Source organism: Actinomyces glycerinitolerans, assembly GCF_900098745.1.
GTDB lineage: Bacteria > Actinomycetota > Actinomycetes > Actinomycetales > Actinomycetaceae > Actinomyces > Actinomyces glycerinitolerans.
The window spans coordinates 257263-275845 of sequence record NZ_FQTT01000013.1; the positions used below are offsets into that span (position 1 = coordinate 257263).

17 protein-coding genes and 1 rRNA gene are annotated in these 18583 nt (G+C 67.5%); 5 read left to right on the top strand and 13 right to left on the bottom strand.

The features are described 5' to 3' along the window. Positions 1-34: 34 nt before the first annotated feature. From ACGLYG10_RS12745 to ACGLYG10_RS12760, 5 genes are all read left to right on the top strand, one after another. A complete protein-coding gene (locus ACGLYG10_RS12745; RefSeq protein ID WP_073332661.1) occupies positions 35-340 on the top strand; it encodes a WXG100 family type VII secretion target in 306 nt (101 codons plus the stop codon). A gap of 324 nt (positions 341-664) precedes the next feature. Beyond that, positions 665-1240 (top strand): hypothetical protein, encoded by a 576-nt coding sequence (locus ACGLYG10_RS12750; RefSeq protein WP_139240985.1) that lies wholly within the window; start codon positions 665-667, stop codon positions 1238-1240. A gap of 173 nt (positions 1241-1413) precedes the next feature. After that, positions 1414-2310: a hypothetical protein gene (locus ACGLYG10_RS16720; RefSeq protein ID WP_073332665.1), complete on the top strand. Its 897-nt coding sequence runs from the start codon at positions 1414-1416 to the stop codon at positions 2308-2310. A 66-nt stretch (positions 2311-2376) separates the two neighbouring features. Then, on the top strand, positions 2377-2697 hold the full coding sequence (locus ACGLYG10_RS16045; protein ID WP_139240986.1) for a hypothetical protein: 321 nt from the start codon (positions 2377-2379) through the stop codon (positions 2695-2697). 53 nt (positions 2698-2750) lie between these two features. Continuing rightward, a complete protein-coding gene (locus tag ACGLYG10_RS12760; RefSeq protein ID WP_139240987.1) occupies positions 2751-4832 on the top strand; it encodes a DUF6571 family protein in 2082 nt (693 codons plus the stop codon). Between the two features lie 144 nt (positions 4833-4976). Here ACGLYG10_RS12760 and ACGLYG10_RS12765 read toward each other — a convergent pair whose 3' ends face one another. The 13 genes from ACGLYG10_RS12765 to rrf all read right to left on the bottom strand — a co-directional run bounded on the left by ACGLYG10_RS12765 (position 4977) and on the right by rrf (position 18300). After that, positions 4977-5645 (bottom strand): NUDIX domain-containing protein, encoded by a 669-nt coding sequence (locus ACGLYG10_RS12765; RefSeq protein WP_073332669.1) that lies wholly within the window; start codon positions 5643-5645, stop codon positions 4977-4979. A 26-nt stretch (positions 5646-5671) separates the two neighbouring features. Then, positions 5672-6838 (bottom strand): glycosyltransferase family 4 protein, encoded by a 1167-nt coding sequence (locus ACGLYG10_RS12770; protein WP_083565904.1) that lies wholly within the window; start codon positions 6836-6838, stop codon positions 5672-5674. Next, entirely contained in the window at positions 6835-8487 is a 1653-nt protein-coding gene (gene murJ, locus ACGLYG10_RS12775) for a murein biosynthesis integral membrane protein MurJ (RefSeq protein WP_073332670.1), read from the bottom strand. Before murJ ends, ACGLYG10_RS12770 begins: the two co-directional genes overlap by 4 nt. 23 nt (positions 8488-8510) lie before the next feature. Then, complete coding sequence (locus tag ACGLYG10_RS12780; RefSeq protein ID WP_073332673.1) at positions 8511-9434, bottom strand: hypothetical protein; 924 nt, start codon at positions 9432-9434, stop codon at positions 8511-8513. Positions 9435-9454: 20 nt separating this feature from the next. Beyond that, entirely contained in the window at positions 9455-10378 is a 924-nt protein-coding gene (locus ACGLYG10_RS12785) for a copper transporter (RefSeq protein ID WP_073332676.1), read from the bottom strand. A gap of 17 nt (positions 10379-10395) precedes the next feature. Beyond that, positions 10396-11637: a putative cytokinetic ring protein SteA gene (gene steA / locus ACGLYG10_RS12790; protein ID WP_073332678.1), complete on the bottom strand. Its 1242-nt coding sequence runs from the start codon at positions 11635-11637 to the stop codon at positions 10396-10398. Positions 11638-11693: 56 nt separating this feature from the next. After that, the gene (gene recN, locus ACGLYG10_RS12795; RefSeq protein ID WP_073332681.1) at positions 11694-13514 is read right to left on the bottom strand and encodes a DNA repair protein RecN; all 1821 of its coding nucleotides are present in this window, start codon (positions 13512-13514) and stop codon (positions 11694-11696) included. Next, positions 13511-14395, bottom strand: a complete 885-nt coding sequence (locus tag ACGLYG10_RS12800) for an NAD kinase (RefSeq protein WP_073332762.1) — start codon at positions 14393-14395, stop codon at positions 13511-13513. Before ACGLYG10_RS12800 ends, recN begins: the two co-directional genes overlap by 4 nt. A 170-nt stretch (positions 14396-14565) precedes the next feature. Further along, positions 14566-15441 (bottom strand): TlyA family RNA methyltransferase, encoded by an 876-nt coding sequence (locus tag ACGLYG10_RS12805; RefSeq protein ID WP_073332683.1) that lies wholly within the window; start codon positions 15439-15441, stop codon positions 14566-14568. 23 nt (positions 15442-15464) lie between these two features. After that, entirely contained in the window at positions 15465-15647 is a 183-nt protein-coding gene (locus tag ACGLYG10_RS12810; protein ID WP_073332686.1) for a hypothetical protein, read from the bottom strand. 37 nt (positions 15648-15684) lie between these two features. Beyond that, positions 15685-16770, bottom strand: coding sequence for an HAD-IIA family hydrolase (locus ACGLYG10_RS12815; RefSeq protein WP_073332688.1), 1086 nt, complete (start codon positions 16768-16770; stop codon positions 15685-15687). A gap of 1 nt (position 16771) precedes the next feature. Then, positions 16772-17548, bottom strand: coding sequence for a hypothetical protein (locus tag ACGLYG10_RS12820; protein WP_244542683.1), 777 nt, complete (start codon positions 17546-17548; stop codon positions 16772-16774). A gap of 630 nt (positions 17549-18178) precedes the next feature. Next, a 5S ribosomal RNA gene (gene rrf, locus ACGLYG10_RS12825) occupies positions 18179-18300 on the bottom strand. Positions 18301-18583 lie beyond the last annotated feature (283 nt).

Sequence of the window (18583 nt, forward strand, 5' to 3'; positions counted from 1 at the left end):
AGATGTATCCGAACCTGAACCCGAGGAGTTACTAGTGGCAACTACCACCGCAGATCTCGACACCCTTGAAACTCTCTACAACACCCTCAAGACCGATGTGGACTCCGCCCACTCGATCCACTCGGACACGGACACGGCACTGCAGAACGCGAACTGGGAGAGCCCCAACGCGCAGTCCTTCCGCGCCGCCTGGGACGAGTTCAAGCCCAAGCTCACCGCCTTCGAGGCCGTCCTGGCCGACGCCGCGACGGACGTGGCGCGCAACCACAACAACATCGCTGCGGCCAACGGCGTGACTGACGCCGCGGATCTCGCTGACGTCGCTTCGTACGACGGCTGAGTCTCCTCGCAAGCGACACGCATGGGGCGGTCGGCGTTCGGGTTGCATGATCCGGCACGCCGACCGCCCCTGCCTCTTAAGACCATCATTCCAAAACACACACGTCCTCCGAAGTCCGCACCACACACAGCCTGCGATCCAACCCTCACACTGCAGAGGCTTTCAATGACGCCAAGCCACCCCATCACTATCGGCCGGACCGACATACAGCCGCCATCACCCACCACTCGCCCCCGCCGACGCCGTCTGTCGGCAGGCCTGCTGGCGCTGCTGCTCACAAGCACACCCCTGGTGGCGTGCTCGTCTGAGTCGGATGACAACCCCTTGAATATCCCTACTTATGATCCGGAGGCTGCCGCGTCGGCGGAGGCGTCGGAGTCGGCTGCCGCCGCTGAGGCGTCTGCGTCGGCTGCGGCCTCGGCGGAGGCTGCGGGTGTGGTGACGGCGGAGTCGTTGTCCACCGACCGGTACGTGGTTACCTCTATCCCTGAGGATCTGGATGAGCAGCAGACTGAAGTCCTGAAGGCCTTCATCAACTACGACCAGGTCACCTGGAACATCTGGTTCACCCGCACCGGCGTAGAAAACGCCGAACCACTCATGACTACAGAGGCATACCAGAGGCTCAAGAACGGCTTCGAGGAACTCGGTGATGGACATACCGATGGGACGGTCAGAGTTTCGGTTAAGGTGGTCACCGCTGTCGACTACGTGGGGGCACAGGTCGCGATCTGCGGCGATCAATCGGATCTTGTGGCCTACGATGCGGACGGGAACGACATCAGCAATCCCGAGACCCTCCAAGGCCGTTATGAGACGGTTATCACCATGACATACGAGGATGGGACTTGGAAGGAATCGGATGAAACAACTCTGACCGTAAATGAATGTGTGGCATGAAAATGGCGAACTTCAGAACTCGATCGCTGCCGATAGCTTGCGTCATGCTATTGTTCCTCGCCGTGTCGGCCGGGTTTGTCCCGGGTGCTTGGGCAAAAGAGATCCAAGACGTCCATGCCGGTTCGGGTTCGTCTTCCGGCTCGGTGTCCGCTAGCGAGGATGGTTCGGTGACTATGACGGTTACCGCCCAGTACACGTCGGCTGCGGCAGACGGATCCGGCTCGGGTGGCGCGACGGTGTCGTCGCAGTCGGTGACTGCCGCGGTGCATCCGGTGTGCTGGTATAGGCAGGACAGGACGGGTGAGGAGGTTGCCGAGTGGCTCGATTCGGGTGAGGCCCTCAGACAGGCCTCAGTTCATGGCGGTCGGCCGGAGAATGACAAAATCATCAAGGGCATGTATCCGGACTACGGCTCCTACGCCGATGACACTGAGGGGCACTGGTACCTGCCGTGGTGCGATTGGACGTACTACAACGGCGACGATGCGCAGGAGTTCCAGCAGCTTCTCGGGCAATTCACCTCGAATGGCCCCGTGTATGTTCCCGCAGGCGAGTCTGCTCCCGCTCCGGAGGTGGATGGTGAGACGTTGGCGCGGGCGGCCTGGGATGCGGTGACGATCCCGACCGCCACGATCGGCTACAACCCCAGCGTCGGGGATGTGGGGGCCACGATCGTGGGTATGGATACCTGGGTGTGGGCCACGGGTGATACCCCAAAGGAGGTTACTGTGACCGCCACCGCGGGGTCGACGACCGCCACAATCACCGCCACGGCCTCCATGCTGACCCTCCAGCCCAAGGACGGCACCGCCACCTGCACCGGCTTCGGCATCCCCTGGACTGAAGAGAACGACGCCAAGGGCACCGACTGCAAGATCGTGTTCAACCGGTCCAGCGCGCACTTCAAGGACAGCGTCACCCCGGTGGACATCAAAGTGTCCTACGCGATCACCTACACCGCCACCGACGGCGCCACCGGAACCATGGACACCCACACCACATCCACAACCACCACCATCCCCGTCGCTGAAATCCAAACCCTCAACACCCAACCAACCAAACAACCATGAACCTTCTGGACTCAACCGTAATGAAACAGCTCGAGCCAACGCCCGTTCTAAATGGAGGCAGTTATAATGGTTACCAATCCGAAGCGTGAGGCGCTTGAACGTCTGAGCGGACACGTCTCGCGAAAGAACTCCGAGTTGGGATTCTCCACAAATGCACCTTCATGGTTGCCGTGGACATCCTCACCGGGGCAGGAGCACGGCTCCGCCATCAACGCCCCTGATACATGGGCCGGCCCATTGGCGGATACTTCGACTGAAGACACCAAACTCGATGTTGATGCGGTCGATAGCATATTCAGTAATCTGCTAGACGCGATTAACGAGCAAAAGAACTCTTTGCCCGAGGACATCGACGAGAGTGACCCAGCAGCCGAATGGCCCAACTAGCTATGACGAAACAAGCAACCGACACCAAGAACAAATAAGAGGGCGACATACTCATGGCTGTAGTCATTCTGAACGCTGACAAATTGGCAACCGCGATTCAAGACCTACGTGATTTCTCAAACTCCTGCGCCGCCGCCGTCACCAGCATAGACAACAAGTGCGCGGATGAGCATGATCCTATGGATCTTTCCGATTTTCGGACCGACGCCAGAGGTGCGATCGACTGCGTCAGAAGCAGGGCAGATGATCTGGAGAATGCCAAAGACGCGATCGTCGCGGTAAACGAGTCCGGCGTCGGCAGTATGAACGCGCACGGGGATATCAGCTGCGAGGTTCCCGACGAGACCACCATCAACACGATCGACGACCTGGCCGCTTGGTCACAAGCCACCATCGACGCGCACGATCTGCAAACTGTCACCGGCCCATACATGACCAAATCAAACGGTCGTTCGTACAGCCAGATCATAGAAGCCATACGGGGACGATCTGACGATCCCGCCTACGCTGCCGCGCTGATCAACGCCATAGGACCAGAGAACCTCACTCAACTTCCACTCGATGTTGCCTCAAACACCCATGTTGCTTCCAGCAAAGACAACGCCGACGAACTCGCTGATCTCCTAGGCGTACTCTTGGCCTCTGCGTCCACCAGATGGGACGACGATATGTGCGAGTCGATGGCCACAACCATCGCCGAATCCGTTGACGGCGTAGGCGAGTGGGGTCGCATAACCGTACTTAACGCCATCGTTGGAGGGCACGACGCCGACGACGACCATGTAAGCGACCTTGAGTTCAATAGCACTTTCCTCAACGCCCTCGCCGATAACCTTGAGGAAATTGACTGGAATACAGTCCGATCTGTCTCCGCGACCCGTGACATCCAAGACGCCGAGGCATCTTCTTACGCAAGACAGCGACTCGGCTCGTATTTGGATGGACACTCCTTTGACCCGTTATCTGGCGTCCTGTACGCAATGGGAAACAACCCCGAGGCCGCCTTAATGTATCTCAGCGCTGACGGCGAGATTAAGTATGGGCAGTGGGAACCAGGCAAGCAGGCAGAAACGCGGTGGGAAATGCTCAGCACCCGTTATCCGGGTCAGAGCAACGGACTCAACGTCCTCACCGCAACGATGGCAAGCGCCTCCTCCATGCGCGGTAGTGAAGATTCCGGGAAGGCAGCCGCTGCAACCTGGGTCATCTCTAGATCTATGGAGTTCGCCTACGACGTGCCTTTTGATGACTACACCGATACTATGAAGGAGAACTTGTCTGTAGTGATTGCCAACACGTCTGATCAGGGCCTCAAGATCGCCGATGGTGGATCGCCAGAAGGACTGGACCTGCATACCGACGGGGATCGTGACTATACGGACACCGACCTGTACACCACGCTCATCTACAGAGTCATCGACAATGAGGTCGCCTCCACCACCATATACACTGCATTCACCGACGCCGCATTGGAAGACCATTCCAACGTCGAAGATGCCTCCAGCCTGAAGAGCAAGTATCATGATGCCGGGACCGTATACGGGTACCTCAACGCGATTGGCAGCGTGCGCCTGACGGACCTGGAAGATGCAGCAACAGCGGAACATGAGGCCGCCGAGAAGGCAATAGGCTTAGGGTTCACATTGGCAACCACCATTGTGGGAGGCCCCAAGCCACCTTGGTCTTACAGAATCGGCAGCACCGTGGCCAAGCCCTTAGTCGACTTGGTCGCCTCGGACGAGTTGCCCGAATTCGACGACCCTCTCCCCAACACTCGTACCACACTTGAAACTCAGGCGTACGCAGAAGCCGTCAACCAAGGACTCATAACTGACCCCGATGCCTTCAACCCCGAGTACTGCCAGGATGAATACACTCACGAGTCCTACACGTGGTGTGTCACCAACGATGATGGCACCACCAGTTTCAACCTCGATGTGCCCCCGACCGACGATCAGAACGATCAGGTCCACAACTGGGCCACTGACATCAAACGAGATGATCATGACCCGGACAACATAATCATCGATACGGAGACAGCTATCGATACCGGTATTAACAGAGGGCAAGCCAGGATCTTAGGGGAGGATGGCGCGAAAGGCGAAGCCGGTGCGATCGAGATCAAAAAAGACTAATGGTGATTACCCCATGGCGAGGACGGAGGACCGACACACGAGCTTCGCCCTCCGCGGGCCGACTTGGCCGTGTGAACCAACACCAGGACATTCTCCAGCTTAAAGTCGTAGTCCGTTATGACACCATCCGCCGGTTGCGCGCCTTCACAGACTCTCCGGGCTCCGCAGCCAGGCGGCGTCGGCGGGCCGCAGGCCCGTGTAACCGAGGTCGCGCACGCGTGCGGCGGCGAGAATCCCGATGACGGTGGAGGGGTTGTGCAGCAGGCCGTGCATGACCGCGTCCACGGCGTCGTCGAAACGCACCCAGGTGGGCTCGAACTCGGCCTCCTCGGCCTCCCGGGGAATCCGCTCCTCCGCCGGCAGTAGTGTGAGTTCACGCGCGAGGAAGGACCGTGCCCCCTCGGTGGTGAATCCGGGTGAGGCGTAGGAGTCGACCAGCACGTCCCAGCGGGCGGCGGCGTAGTCGGTCTCCTCGGCGAGTTCGCGCTGCGCCGCGGCCAGCGGCTGCTCCCCCGGCACATCCAGTAACCCGGCCGGGATCTCCCACAGCATGGCCCGCACGGGGTGGCGGTACTGGCGCACCATGAGGATCTCAGCGGCCGCATCCGGCTGCGAGGAGTCATTCCCCTCCCGCAGCGCCACAATGTTCACGGCGTCGTGGTGGGCGACCGTCTGCCGCCGCACCGGGGCGAGCCCGTCGCCCAGTATCACCGAGTCATCGTCGACGGCGAAGATCGGCCCCGACCAGGCGCGCTCGTGGCTCACGACGCGGCGTGTCAGATCGTGGGTGTCCCTGAGACTTTCTCGATTCACTGTTCTCTCCTCCGATTCTCGGCGTTTCAGCGGTGGGCGACGACGGCTTGCAGTTGTGCCCGCAGATCGGCTTCGTCGGGCAGGAGTTCGGCCGCCTGTCGAGCTCGTTCCCGCGCCTGCGCGCGGGCTTCGGCGTCGGCCAGCAACCCGGTGATCGCGTCGGCCAGGGCCTGCGGCTGCGGCGGTACCAGGATCGCGCCGCCGTGGGCGGTGGCGGCGGTCCCGCCGACGTCGGTGGCGACGATCGCAGCGCCCGCCTGCATGGCCTCTTGCAGCGCGATGGGCTGTCCCTCCCACAGGCTGGTCTGCACGACGACGTCGGCCGCTTCCATCAGCGCGGGCATGTCCTCCCGCCGGCCCAGCAGGTTCACGGGCAATGACTCGGCGTGGATACGGGCCTCGGCGGCTGCCCGTCCCGGTCCCTCGCCGGCGACCGCCCACACCAAGTCTGTTGCCGCGGCGTCGGATACGGCGGGCGTCGCCAGCAGGGCCGCAGTGTCCAGCAGCAGGTCCAGACCCTTCTGCGGGGCCAGCCGAGCCACCGTGAGGATCCGCGTGGGGGCGCCCCGCCAGGCGGACTCGACGGAGGAGGCGCGCGGGGCCAGACCCTCGGTATTGCGCCGAGGCGCGGGGATGACGGCGAGCTCGACACGCTGCGCGCCGCGGCTGCGCTGACGCTCGGCCAGATCCGGGCTGACCGCGAGGATGTGGTCGGCGCGCCCGGCCACCAGCTGCTCCAGCCGGTTCCCGACGACGGTGGTCAGGCGCCCCCCGACGGGGAGGTTGTGGATGGTCACTACCAGACGGGCCCGGCCCCGTCGCGGCCCGCCCAGGGCCAGCGCCGCCAGGGCACCGGCGCGCAGCCCGTGGGCGTGAACCACATCGGCGCGGCGGCCAAGTCGACGTAGGCGGGCCACGACGACGCCGTCACCGGGTGCGGGACGTGCGCCGATCGTCAGCAGCTCGGCCCGTGCCTGTCCCAAGTCGGCGCCATCCAGCACGTCGGCCGGTGCCTCCACAATCACGTCGTGTCCCGCCCCGGCCAGAATTCTGGCGCACTCGGCGACGTGGGCGCGCATGCCGCCGGCGGCACTGCCGGAAACCTCCAAAATGCGCAGCCGGGCCCGTGCCTCCCCCGACTCCGCGGGAGAGGTATCCGGGGCGGTTGATGGGGTGTCGTTAGGCAGGCTCATTTCGTCTCCTGTGACTCAGGTGCTCCACCTGCGCCGCGAACGCCGGTGTCCGGATGCGCGGGGCGGCGCAGAGCGGCCAGCAGTTCGCGGTCCACCACGCATATGGCGGCCCCGGTCGCCGCGGCGGTGAACAGGGCTCCGGCCAGCGCCACGGCCACCCCGCCGGCGACGGTTTCGGGCTGGCGGCTGAGCCAGTTGCAGGCGAACCCGGCCACGGCGGCGACGGGCAGCGTCAATGCCAGTACGCGCGCCGTCGGGGCCAGCACCCGCACCCCCATACGGCAGGCCAGCGCAGCCAGCAGCCCGATGCCGGCCACACACATGCCGATGGTCGTGCCCAGGGCCAGGCCCTTGAGCGTGGCCACCCCGTCTCCGCCGTGCGGAGCCAGCAGCCGCACTGCCGCCCAGGACGCCAACGAGACCGTGAGCCAGCCGGCAGCCGCGGCACACGCGGCCCCACGGGCCCGGTCGGCGGCGTACAGCGCCCGAGTGACCTGGTAAATGAGGGCGTAACCGACCAGGCCCGGTGCCAGCAGGGCCAGAGAGGCCCCCATACCGCCCACGTCGGCCAACAAAGCGAAGAAGCGTTCGGCGCCGTCGGCGGCAGCCAGCAGCATGCCCGCCCCGGCCACGGCCACGCCGGTAACCAACGCGGTGGAGCGGGCGGTCAGCGGGAGCGCGTCGCCGTCGGCGCGAGTGAAGGCAGCGGCCAACCGCGGGTAGATGACGGTGGCGACCGGGACGACCAGCACTGCATAGGGCAGCACGTACACAGCCTGCGTGTACTGGTAGACGGCGACGGTGCCGGTGTTTCCGCCGGCGCGGGCGAGCGCCAGCACAGCCAGGACGCTGAGCTGCTGGGCGAGCAGTGTCCACACCCCGGCGCCCCCCAGACGCAGTGCCCTGGCCGCTTCGGCGCGCCCCAGGCTCAGGGTGGGCCGCAGGCTCACACCCAGGCGGTGTACGGGCCACAGCAATGGCAGGGACAGTGCGACCACCCCCAGCGTGGTGCCCCATCCGAGTAGCTGCAGTGCCGCCGGTGAGGCCGTCTCCGCGCCGTCGGCCAGAGTCCCGTAGACCGCGTAGGTGGCGATCACCACCAGGCTGGACAGGACCGGAGTCAGAGCCGGCCAGGTGAAGCGGCCGTGGGCCTGCAGCACGCCGGTGAGCACCACACCAATGCCGTATAGGGGGATCTGCGCGGCAAACATGCGCAGGAACGCCGCCACCAGGTCCCGCTGGAGGCCGGGATCCACGCCCTGGGAGACGGGGAACCAGCCGGCGATCGGGACCGCACAAGCAGCCAGGATCACGGCCAGTGGGGTCAGTACCAGGAGAACCAGGGTGAGCAGTGCGGAGGCGGTGCGGGCCACGTCATGATCGCGTCCGGCACTGATCGGGGCGGCCAGCAGCGGGACCACCGTTGCGGCCAGTGCCCCGCCGACCACCACCTCGTACAGCACGTTGGGTACCTGGTTGGCGGTGGCGTAGGCACCGGCCACCGTGCCGGCTCCCACCGTGGTCGCCTGCACGATCCAGCGGAGGAAGCCGAGCGCACGTGAGACCAGGGTGAGTCCGGCGACGCCGCCGGCTGCCCCCAGGACCGCCCGCCGGGGGCCGGTGACGGCGGGAGCGGCTTGCGCGGACACGACTGTCGTCGGCTTCTTGCCGGTCACGAGGTCCGGCGTCCGCAGCGGTCGACGGCGGACAGGAAGCGGTTGCCCTCGATCACCCGGGTGAAGGAGACCCGCTCGCTGGCCAGGACCAGCCCCGTCCCGGCCAGAGCGGCCGCCACCCGCACGCCGACACGGGGGTGGGCGGCCAGGGCCGTTCCCACCAGGGCACCCACGGCGTTGGCGCCGGTGTCCCCCAGCATGGTCGTCTCCCCCAGGTCCTCCGGCAGGGCCGCCCCGGCTACCCCGAGGGTGCCGGCGGCCAGGGCGCGACCGGCGGCGGCGCTCGGACGCCGGTCGGCCAGCAGCGGCACCGCGGTCAGCACGGCCGCCTTCAGGGCGCGGCCGGGGCGCAGGTCCAGCAGATTGTGCAGGTTGGCCCAGGACGCGATGACGACGGCGTTGGCGGCGGCGTCCGCCACCGCTGTCAGCGCACCGGCTTGGGTTCTCCCGCGAGTGATCAGGCCGCCGGCCACCAACGCCCCGGCGCCGATCCCCGCAACCTTGAGGGCGCCGGTGGTGACGTGTCCGCGGCGCAGTGCCGCCAGGTGTCCCCGCAGGCCCTTGGCGGGGGCGTCGCCGTCGTGCGCGCCGGCGTCGAGGTCATCGACCAGCCCCGCAGCGCCAGCGGCCGTGGTCGCGGTCACGGCCGCGATCGCGACGTTGGCGCCGGCGGGCACGTTAGCGTCGTACAGGAGGCGTCCCGCGCAAGCACCGGCCGCGGCGGCACCGGCCGCAGCGCCCACGCCGCCGCGCAGGCTGACAGCGCGACCGTGGAAGTTCGTACGTTCGAGGCGACGCCGCAACCGGGAACCTGCACGTCCCAGGGCGGCGGATACGGCCGCGGTGGTGATCGCGGAGGCGGCCGCGACGATTGCGGGGCCGCAGCAGGAGCCGTCCGACGTCGGCGTGGGTCGCGTCATGGCTGCAAGCGTAATCGGCGTCAGCGGGAGATGGGCGGGATGACGGCATCCGCGCCGTCGTCGAAGCCGTAGCTGCCCACCGTGCCCGTGGCGGTGGCGGCCAGCGCCAGTGGGGTGGACACGGCCGCGGTGGCCTGCCCGATGGAGTCCACCGTGGTTACCGGCGCCTCGGCATTGCGCAGCGCCGTCACGATGTCAGCCGCGGCGTCGCCGGCGCCGACCACCACGGTGGTGGCGGTCGACGCGGCACCGGTCAGTGCGGAGGTCCAGGCGGCGACGTCCTGCTCCGGTGTGGCCTGTGCGGTCGGCTCGCTGCCATCCGCGGCGGCAACGGTCCGCGGGCCGATCACTACGATCATGTCGGCCGGAGCGGAGGGCTGCGCATCGACGGTGACCAGTGGGGTGTCGGAGGCGGTGAGTAGTTCCATCAGGGCCGTGGCGTCCTCCCCCTCTTGGGTCAGCGCGGTGGCCAGCCCCTGCCCGAGGACGGCGTTGCCGTCCGCGGCCACGTCGTCCAGGTAGGGACCGAACTGGCCGGAGTAGGTGGAGCGGAAGGACTCGCGGGCGGTCTCGGCCCAGGCGCTGGTCAGGGTGACCCGGCCGGTGATGGTGGCGCCGGCGGTTTCGATTTCGGTGACGACCTGGTCGATGTCGTCGCCCTCGGCCTCGGGCATGAGGACGACGGCGACGCTGCGCCCGTCCAGCGCCCCGGGCAGCAGGGAGTCGGCCGCGGAGGTGATGTAGTCGTCGCGGTCATTGACCGCCGCCTCGGTCTGCTCCAGCCGGGATTGAAGGTCGTTGCGGTCCGCCCGCAAGGAACTGACCTGGTCGTTCAGTGCCGTGCCGAGGGAGTTTTGCAGCGGCCCGGCACCCAGGACGACGCCTACGGCGAGAGCCAGAAAGACGGAGATGAGCGAGACCAGGTGGTAGCGGAAGTCGATCATGAAGGATCCTGTACTGCTCAGACGGAGGGTGTGTTCGGAGTGAGTCCAACCAGGGACCGGAAGAAGTTGACCAGATCGTCCCATACGGCGCCGGACAGTCCCAGGAAGGTCTGGCCCGCGGGGGTGGAGGCGAGGGCGACGAACAGGGCGACCAGGCCCGCCAGCGCCAGCAGTCCCAGCTGCCAGCCGGAGATGCGCGTGCGGTACAGGCGGGATACGCCCTTGGCGTCGATCAGCCGTCCGCCGACCTTCAGGCGAGTCAGGAAGGTTGAGGACATGCCGGCGCGCCCCTTGTCGAGGAACTCCAGCAGGGTGGCGTGGGTGCCCAGGGCGACGATGAGTTCGGCACCCGCTTCATCGGCGATCAGCATGGCGATGTCCTCGCTGGTGCCGGTGGCGGCGAAAACAGTGTGTTCCACGCCGAGGTCCTCGACCCGTTTGAGGCCGGGGGCGCGCCCATCGCGGTAGGCGTGGACGATGATCTCGGCGCCGGAGGTCAGCGCCTTGTCGGACACCGAGTCCATGTCCCCGACGATCATATCCGGCTTGAGTCCGGCCTCCAGGACCGCGTCCGCGCCGCCGTCGACGCCGATGATGACGGGCTTGTAGTCGCGGATGTAGGGCTTGAGGGCCTGGAGGTCCTCCTTGTAGGAGTAGCCGCGCACCACGACCAGCACGTGTCTGCCGGACATGGAAGTGCGAATGTCCGGCATGCCGACGCCGTTTAGGAGCAGGTCGCGTTCACCGCGCATGTACTCCATGGTGTTGGCGGCGAAGGCCTCCAATTGAACCGACAGTCCCTCTTTGGCGGACTCCATGAGTGCGTCAATGCTCTCGCGGGTCTGGATAGTGCCCTCGGCGAGGATGGTGGAGTCGGCACGCGCATCGGGCTCGGTTTCGCCGGCGTCCGCCTGATCGAGCCGGTGGTGGCGGTGAGTGCCCCGGCCCTGCACGTGCACGGCCCCGGCGTGCTCGGACTCGGGGTCGAGGTCGATGGTCACGCGCTGCCCGTCGTGCAGCCGCATAACGTCGGGGCCGAGGTCGTCGACGAGTGGAATCCCGGCGTCGATCAGGATGCCGGGCCCCAGGTTCGGGTAGCGGCCGGAGACGGAGGGGGCCGCATTCAGCACCGCCATCGGCTTGCACTCAACCAGTGCCTCCGCCGCCACCCGGTCCAGATCCACATGGTCTATAACGGCGATGTCCCCGGTTTGGAGGCGTTTGGTGAGTTTCTTGGTGCGCGCGTCCACCCGCACCATGCCGCTGGGACGGTCAGATGCCGGCGGGGCCTGCTTGCGGAACGGAAACGGAAACCTCACGACTGGGATTGTGCCACGTGGGCCTCGGCGATCAACTCAGCGGCATGCCGGAGGGCCGCCTCGGAGTCCTCGTGGCCCGAGAGCATGCGAGCGAGCTCGCGTACCCGAGCCGAGCCGGTTACGGCTTCGACGCGGGTGCGCACGGTCGGTTGGTCTTCCCCGGTGTGCTGCGAAACAGCCGTGTTGCCCGCATTGGCGGGCGCGGTCTCCTTGCGCACGACCAGCTGGGTGTCCGCCCAGGCGGCAACCTGGGCGAGGTGCGTGACCACTACCACCTGGTAGCGGCGGGCGAGTCGCGCCAGGCGCCGTCCGATCTCGCGAGCGGCGCGGCCGCCGACACCGGCATCGATCTCGTCGAAGACGAAGGTGCGCTGGTGGTGTATTGGCGCCCCGTCCGCAGCATCGAGTGGCGCACCGCCGGGGGCGGCATCGGCCAGGACGACCTCCAAGGCCAGCATGATACGTGACAGTTCACCCCCGGAGGCCCCCTTGCCCAGGGGCAGCGCAGGCGCTCCGGGATGAGAAATCAGCAGCAGGGCGACGTTCTCGGCGCCGGTGGGGCCGGGGGCGTCGCGCGGCTGCAGGTCGACGACGAAGCGAGCGCCTTTCATCTCCAAGCCGGCCAGCTCGGCGTTGACCGCCTCCTGCATCCGCTCGGCCAGGTCCCGGCGGGCGGTCGTCAGCTCGTCGGCGAGGCTCACCAGGGCTGCTTCCGCCGCAGCAAGCTGCGCGGTCAGAGTATCGGCGGTGCCGTGGGGACCTTCGAACTCATCCAGGCGAGCGGCGGCGGACTGGCCCCAGGCAAGCAGGGCGTCGACGTCGTCGAGTTCGACGGTAGGGCCCCCGATCTCCCGGCAGGCCCGGGCGAGTTCGGCGCGGCGGTCCTGCACCCAGGCGAGGCGGGCGGGGTCGGCGTCCAGTCTGGCCAAGTATTCGGCCAGCTCGCCGGACAGGTCCGCCGCGTCGATACCGAGCTGGTGCAGGCGCTCGGCCAGGGCGGTCAGGGCGGGGTCCACGCCGGCTACATGCGCCAGAGCACGGTCGGCGGAGGCAATCAGGGCCGCCACGTCCGGGACGTCGGCCGCGGCCCCGTCCTCCTCGCCGGCAAGCGCGATGCGAGCGGCGGTGGCGGCGCGGCGCAGGTCCTCGGCATGGTCCAGCCGTTCGGCCTCGGCGGTCAGGGCAACGTCCTCCCCCGGTTGGGCGGCGAGCTCCTCCAGTTGCTCGAGCCAACGCCGCAGGTCGGTGGCCTCGACCCGGCGCGCTTCGGCCCCGGCCCGCCACTGCTCCAAGGCGGTGGCGGCGTCGGTTCTGGCCCGATAGGCCTCGGCGTAGCGACGGCACAGGGCGGCGTGGTCCGGTCCGCCCAGGCCGTCGAGGGCGGCCCGCTGGGCGGAGGCGGAGCGCAGACGCAACTGATCGGCCTGCCCGTGTACGGATACGAGTCGGGCGCCGACGTCGGCCAGGACCGCTGAGGGTACGGCGCGGCCTCCCAGGTGGGCGCGGGAGCGGCCCGAGGCCGGTACGGTGCGCGAGGCCAGCAGCAGGTCGTCGTCGAGCTCGGCTCCGGCTTCGACCGCGCGGGATGCGGCACGGGAAGCGGGGGACAATACGAAGGCGCCCTCTACCAGGGCTCGATCGGCGCCGGTACGCACACTGGTCGCCTCGGCACGCTGTCCCAGTAGCAGCCCGAGGGAGGTGAGCACCATGGTCTTGCCGGCGCCCGTCTCCCCGGTCAGGGCGGTCAGCCCGGGACTGAGCAGCAGATCGGCCTGCTCAATCACCCCGAGGTTCTCGATGTGTAGAGACTCGATCACCGCGCGTCGCCGTCCCGGCCGGGCAGCGCGGCGGACGCGTCGGCGCTGCGCCAGCCCTCCACGGGCAGGTCGAACTTGCGCACCAGGCGCGTGGCGAAGGGGGCTGTGTTCAGCCGGGCGAGTCGCACCGGGCGCTGCGCGCGGGTGACGCAGATGCGCGAACCGGTGGGGGCGTCCAGGCAACGGCGCCCGTCGCACCACACCTCGGCCCCGCCGAAGCCGGCGTGGTAGATGACGACCTCCAGGCGGGAGTCGGGCCCCACCACCAGGGGGCGGGTGAATAGGGCGTGTGCGGACAGGGGTACCAGTAGCAGCGCCTCCACCTCGGGCCAGATGACGGGGCCGCCACCGGAGTAGGCGTAGGCGGTGGAGCCGGTGGGTGTGGCCATGACCAGCCCGTCGCAGCCGAAGGAGGACACGGCCTGCCCGTCCACGCCGACCGCGACCTCGACCATGCGGGCCCGATCCCGCTTCTCCAGGGCCGCCTCGTTCAGCGCCCAGTCGCGGGTGACCGAGCCATCGGGGGCCTGTACCTCCACGTCAATGGTCATGCGGGTGTCGACCACGTACCGGCCGGCCACCAGGTCGGCGACGACCTGCTCCACGGCGTCCGGATCGGCCTCGGCGAGGAAGCCGACGTGGCCGGTATTGATGCCCAGTAGGGGCACGTCGCGGTCGCGGGCGACCTCGCTGGCACGCAGGATGGTGCCGTCACCGCCCATCACCAGGACCAGGTCCACGTCGCCCTCGAATCCGGGCTCGACGGGCTCGACGCCATGGGAGCGCAGTGCCGCCTCCGCCCGGGCGACGGCCGTGGCGGTGGGGGCCGCCTTGCGGTGCGGCGGGACCGGTTTGTCGTTCAGGTCGCGCTGGAGGACCATGACGCGCCGCAGCCGCGGCTGAGACTGCGGCGTCGGGCTGATTGCCGCCACGGCCGGCGGTGCCGCGGCTCCCACCGGTGAAGTCGCGGCCTCGGTGTAGGCGGCCTGACTTGGTTCGGTTGGAGTTTCGGTCGTGGCTTGAGGAGCGGTCTCGGGGATGATTCCGGTGGTCATATTCCGCCTCCTTCCGTGCGGCGTCGACGCTGCGTGTGTCCGGCTGGCCCTGCCTCCACGGCGCGGCGCGCCTCGTCTCGCAGCGCCGGACCGTGCAGGTCCGTCGGTGAGCCGGCCTGTCCGGCATGCATGTTCACAAAATACTCGACATTTCCGGCGGGCCCGGGCAGCGGCGAAGCGGTGACCGCATCAATGCCCAGGCCGAGAGTGTGGGCGCATTCGCATACGCTCAGCACGGATTCGACATGCAGGGCGGGGTCGCGAACCACTCCCCCGTGGCCGAGGCGCTGTTTGCCGACCTCGAACTGGGGTTTGACCATGAGCAGGAGATCCGCGTCCGGAGCGGCCGCGGCAACCAGCGCCGGCAGCACGGTGGTCAGAGAGATGAAGGAGAGGTCGCCGACGACGAGTTCGGGAGCCGGGGCGACCACCTCGGGCCGCAGCGTGCGTACATTTGTGCGCTCAAGCACACTCACACGCGGGTCGTTCCGCAATGACCAGGCGAGTTGTCCGTAGCCGACGTCGACGGCGACGACATGTGCGGCGCCGCGTCGCAGCAGCACCTCGGTGAAGCCGCCGGTGGAGGCGCCGGCATCCAGACAGCGCCGTCCCCTGATGCGCGGTGCCAGACCCCGCTCGGTGAGCGCGTCGAGTGCCCCCGCCAACTTGTGGGCGCCCCGGGAGACGTAATCGTCTGTGTCCGGGGCGATGATCTCGATCGCCTGTGCGGGGTTGACCTGTCGCGCAGGTTTGGTCACCACCACGCCATCCAGAGTGACGTGACCGTCGTCGATGAGCCGGGCGGCGTGGGTGCGTGAGCGGGCGAGCCCTCGCCGAACCAGCTCGGAATCGATGCGGATCAGTCGTGCCATGTGGTTGGGTGTCGGTTCTGGGGTTAGTTCTCGGTCTGGTGCAGTTGGGAGGCGAGTGCCTCATTGATGGCGGCGAGCTCGGCGGCACGTTCCGCCAGCGGTAGGGCGGCAGCCGCCTCAAGTCGAGCCGACAAGTCCAGTTCCGGCGCGGGTCCCCGACCGTGTATGGGGCCGGGGCGCGGGGCCGGTTTGGGAGTGGTAGTCATCGGACTGTTCCTAAGAGGTGGTTTGTGGCTCAGTGCTTTAGGCGGTGACGCTGAGCTCGGGCACGTTCACATCATCCGTGCGGCCGGCGTTGGCGTCGGCGTGTTCCCAGAGCGCGCAGGCGAGCGCACGGTATGCGTTGAGGGTTACGGTGGCGGACGCCGCGTCAAGGAATCCTGCGGCCTGGCCTTCTATGCCCGTCTCGTTCACATGCCATCGCTCGTCACCGACCTGCCACCAGGTCTCGCCGTCGACACTGACCTGGAGGGGATCAGGGTGGGGCTGCAGCAGGCCGCGCAGGTCGGTATGCAAGAAGGTCGGCCGCTCCTCGGGGGAAGCCAGCAGCACGTCGCGGGCCGTGCTGACGCCCGTGAGCACATGCAAACCGGGGATGTCCGCCGCCCGGGCGCCGACATGATCGGTGTTGAGCCGGTCCCCGACGGCGAGCGGCCGGGTGCCTCCCGCACGGCGCAGTGCGCGTTGGTAGATGCCGGGGAAGGGCTTGCCGCCGGCGAGCGGTTGGTGCCCGGATGCGTTGGCCACCGCCGCAACCAGGCTGCCATTGCCGAGGGCGAAGCCGCGCTCGGTCGGCAGGGTGGCGTCCAGATTGGTGGCGACGTGTATGGCGCCGTTGGTTATGGCGTACAGGCCTTCGGACATCATGGCCCAATCGACCGCGGGGTCCCACCCCTGTACGACGGCAGCGGGCTGGTCGTCCGCGGAGGCGACGACCGTAAAGCCCTCGTCGGTCAGCGCCTGACGCAATCCCTCGCCGCCGATGACGAAGACCGCGGCGCCGTCGGGCAGATGCTCGTGGAGCAGCGCCGCCGCATCCATGGCGGCGGAGAAGACCTCGCCGGTGAAGGCAGTAATGTCATTGCGCGCGAGCTTGTCAACCACGGCCTGTGGGGCACGGGAGGCGTTGTTGGTAACGAACACCAGTTGCATCCCGTAGTTGCGCGCGCCGTTGGCACCCTCGGCCGCGTGAGGTACGCGGGCGTCTCCGGCGAAGCAGACACCATCCAGGTCGAGCAGGGCGACGTCGTAGACGGTAGCCAGCGGCTGGCTGCTACCGAGCAGGAACTGGGAGGCGTCCCCGTGGAGAGTGCTCTTCGCGTCGGCCATTTCAGTCCTCCGCCGGTCCTGCGACTGTAGTCGCGCCGTCGGCCTCGGGTTCGGCTGCCTCGGGATCCGTCGGTGCCGTGCTGTCGTCAGCGCCGGCAGAGGCGCCGACGGCGTCTGAAGCCTCGCGAGACTCGGCGACCTCGGCGGTTTCCGACGGCTCCGGGGCGGCGGACGGCTCCTCGCTTGCCTGCGGAGCGTCGGCCGTGGTCGCGGCATGCTGCTCCTCTTCGTAGTCGTCCTCGATGTCGTAGACCTCGACCTCTTCGGCTGGCTCGCGCTCTTCTCCAATGCCGATGCGCTTGCGGATCTTGGCCGCTTCGTCGCCGCGGCCGAGTTCCTCGAGCCGATCGGCGCGCACGGAGTGGAGGCGGCGCAGGGTTTCGCGGTCACCGCGGAACATCATGATCGCCTCTTCGATGACAACCAGCCCGAGCTCGCTCTGCCCCATGTCATGGCGTACCCCGGAGACCACCATGGCGAGTTCAGCCTCCTCGAGATCGTCGAGTTGCCTGGGGTCGGCCTCTTGCGCGACCTTTAGAGCCTGGTTGTAGCGACCCAGCGCGCGTTCACAGTCGGCCTCGATGGCACGGTGCAGGTCCAGACCGGAAAGCCGCCTGGCGGCACGGATCTCACGCAGCGCCTCGTTGTAGTGGCCGGAGAGGTAGGCGGCGATACCCGCTGACTCCCTCACCACCGCCACGCGTCCGGCATGCGATGCCGCGTAGCGTGCGTGCTGGTATGCGAGTTCGGGATCGGAGTCCAGCAGGCGCTGCACCATCACCAGATGGCGAGCCACGTTCTCCGCGTTTGCGCGTCCCAATGAGCGCAGCTCGCGCCGGGCCGAAGCCTCAAGATTCTGTGGGAGCACCTCGGACGGCACCGGAGGCTCGGGTACACGCGAACGCTGCGGCGGACGGGAGCCGCCTTCATGCCGACGTGCGCCGCCGCCATATCCGCGCCCGCGACCATCGTCGTGCCTGTGGCCACGCCCGTTGCCGCGATAGCGGCTATCACCATCTTGCGTACCGGATCCCCGGCGCTCGGCCCCGTGCCGACGCCCCTGATCGGAGCGTGCGCGCGGTTGATCATCATCCCGACGGCGGAAACCGTGCCGGTCTCCACCCCTGCCGCGGCGGTTCCCGGAGCCGGAACGGTTTTCACGCCTGTCGTACGCCATGGTCCTTCTTTCTCGTTCGTCGGCCGGCGCTCTTAGCGCTTCGTGCCGTGAGATCCAACCCTACCTGTGGGCGGCTCCAATGGCGATCCCGTGAAAATGTGGTGCGCGCTTCTATGAGCGCCAGCTCATCCGTTGGTGTCTGGTGTGGGCTGTGCTGGGTGTGTGTGGTGTGTGCCCCCCGGGCCGGGGCCCCGGGGGGCGGGTGTGGTTGTGGGTGTGGGTTCGTGAGCGTGCCGGCAGTGTCCTACTCTCCCACCCGCCTTCCGGGGGCAGTACCATCGGCGCTGGGGGGCTTGGCTTCCGGGTTCGGAAAGGAAAGACCGGGCATGACCCACCCCGCTATGACCACCGGCACACACACCAACCCACACCCACCCAGAAACAACCAGGCCAGGCGGGCGCTCGCGCACGCACCACACACCCTGTTCACATATCAGCACCCGCCCGGGGGTGGGTTGCCTGTGAACCGTACAGCGGACGCAAAAAACAAACCAAGTGATTGAAAGAACTACTCAACTCATGTTGTTTGCCGGTTGAACACTGCTGCTTGTGGAAGCCCCACGCGTCAAGCCGCCATCACACCCCGCCCAGCACAGGGCGGGGGCGTGTGCCTGCCGGTTTCATGCCATAAAAACA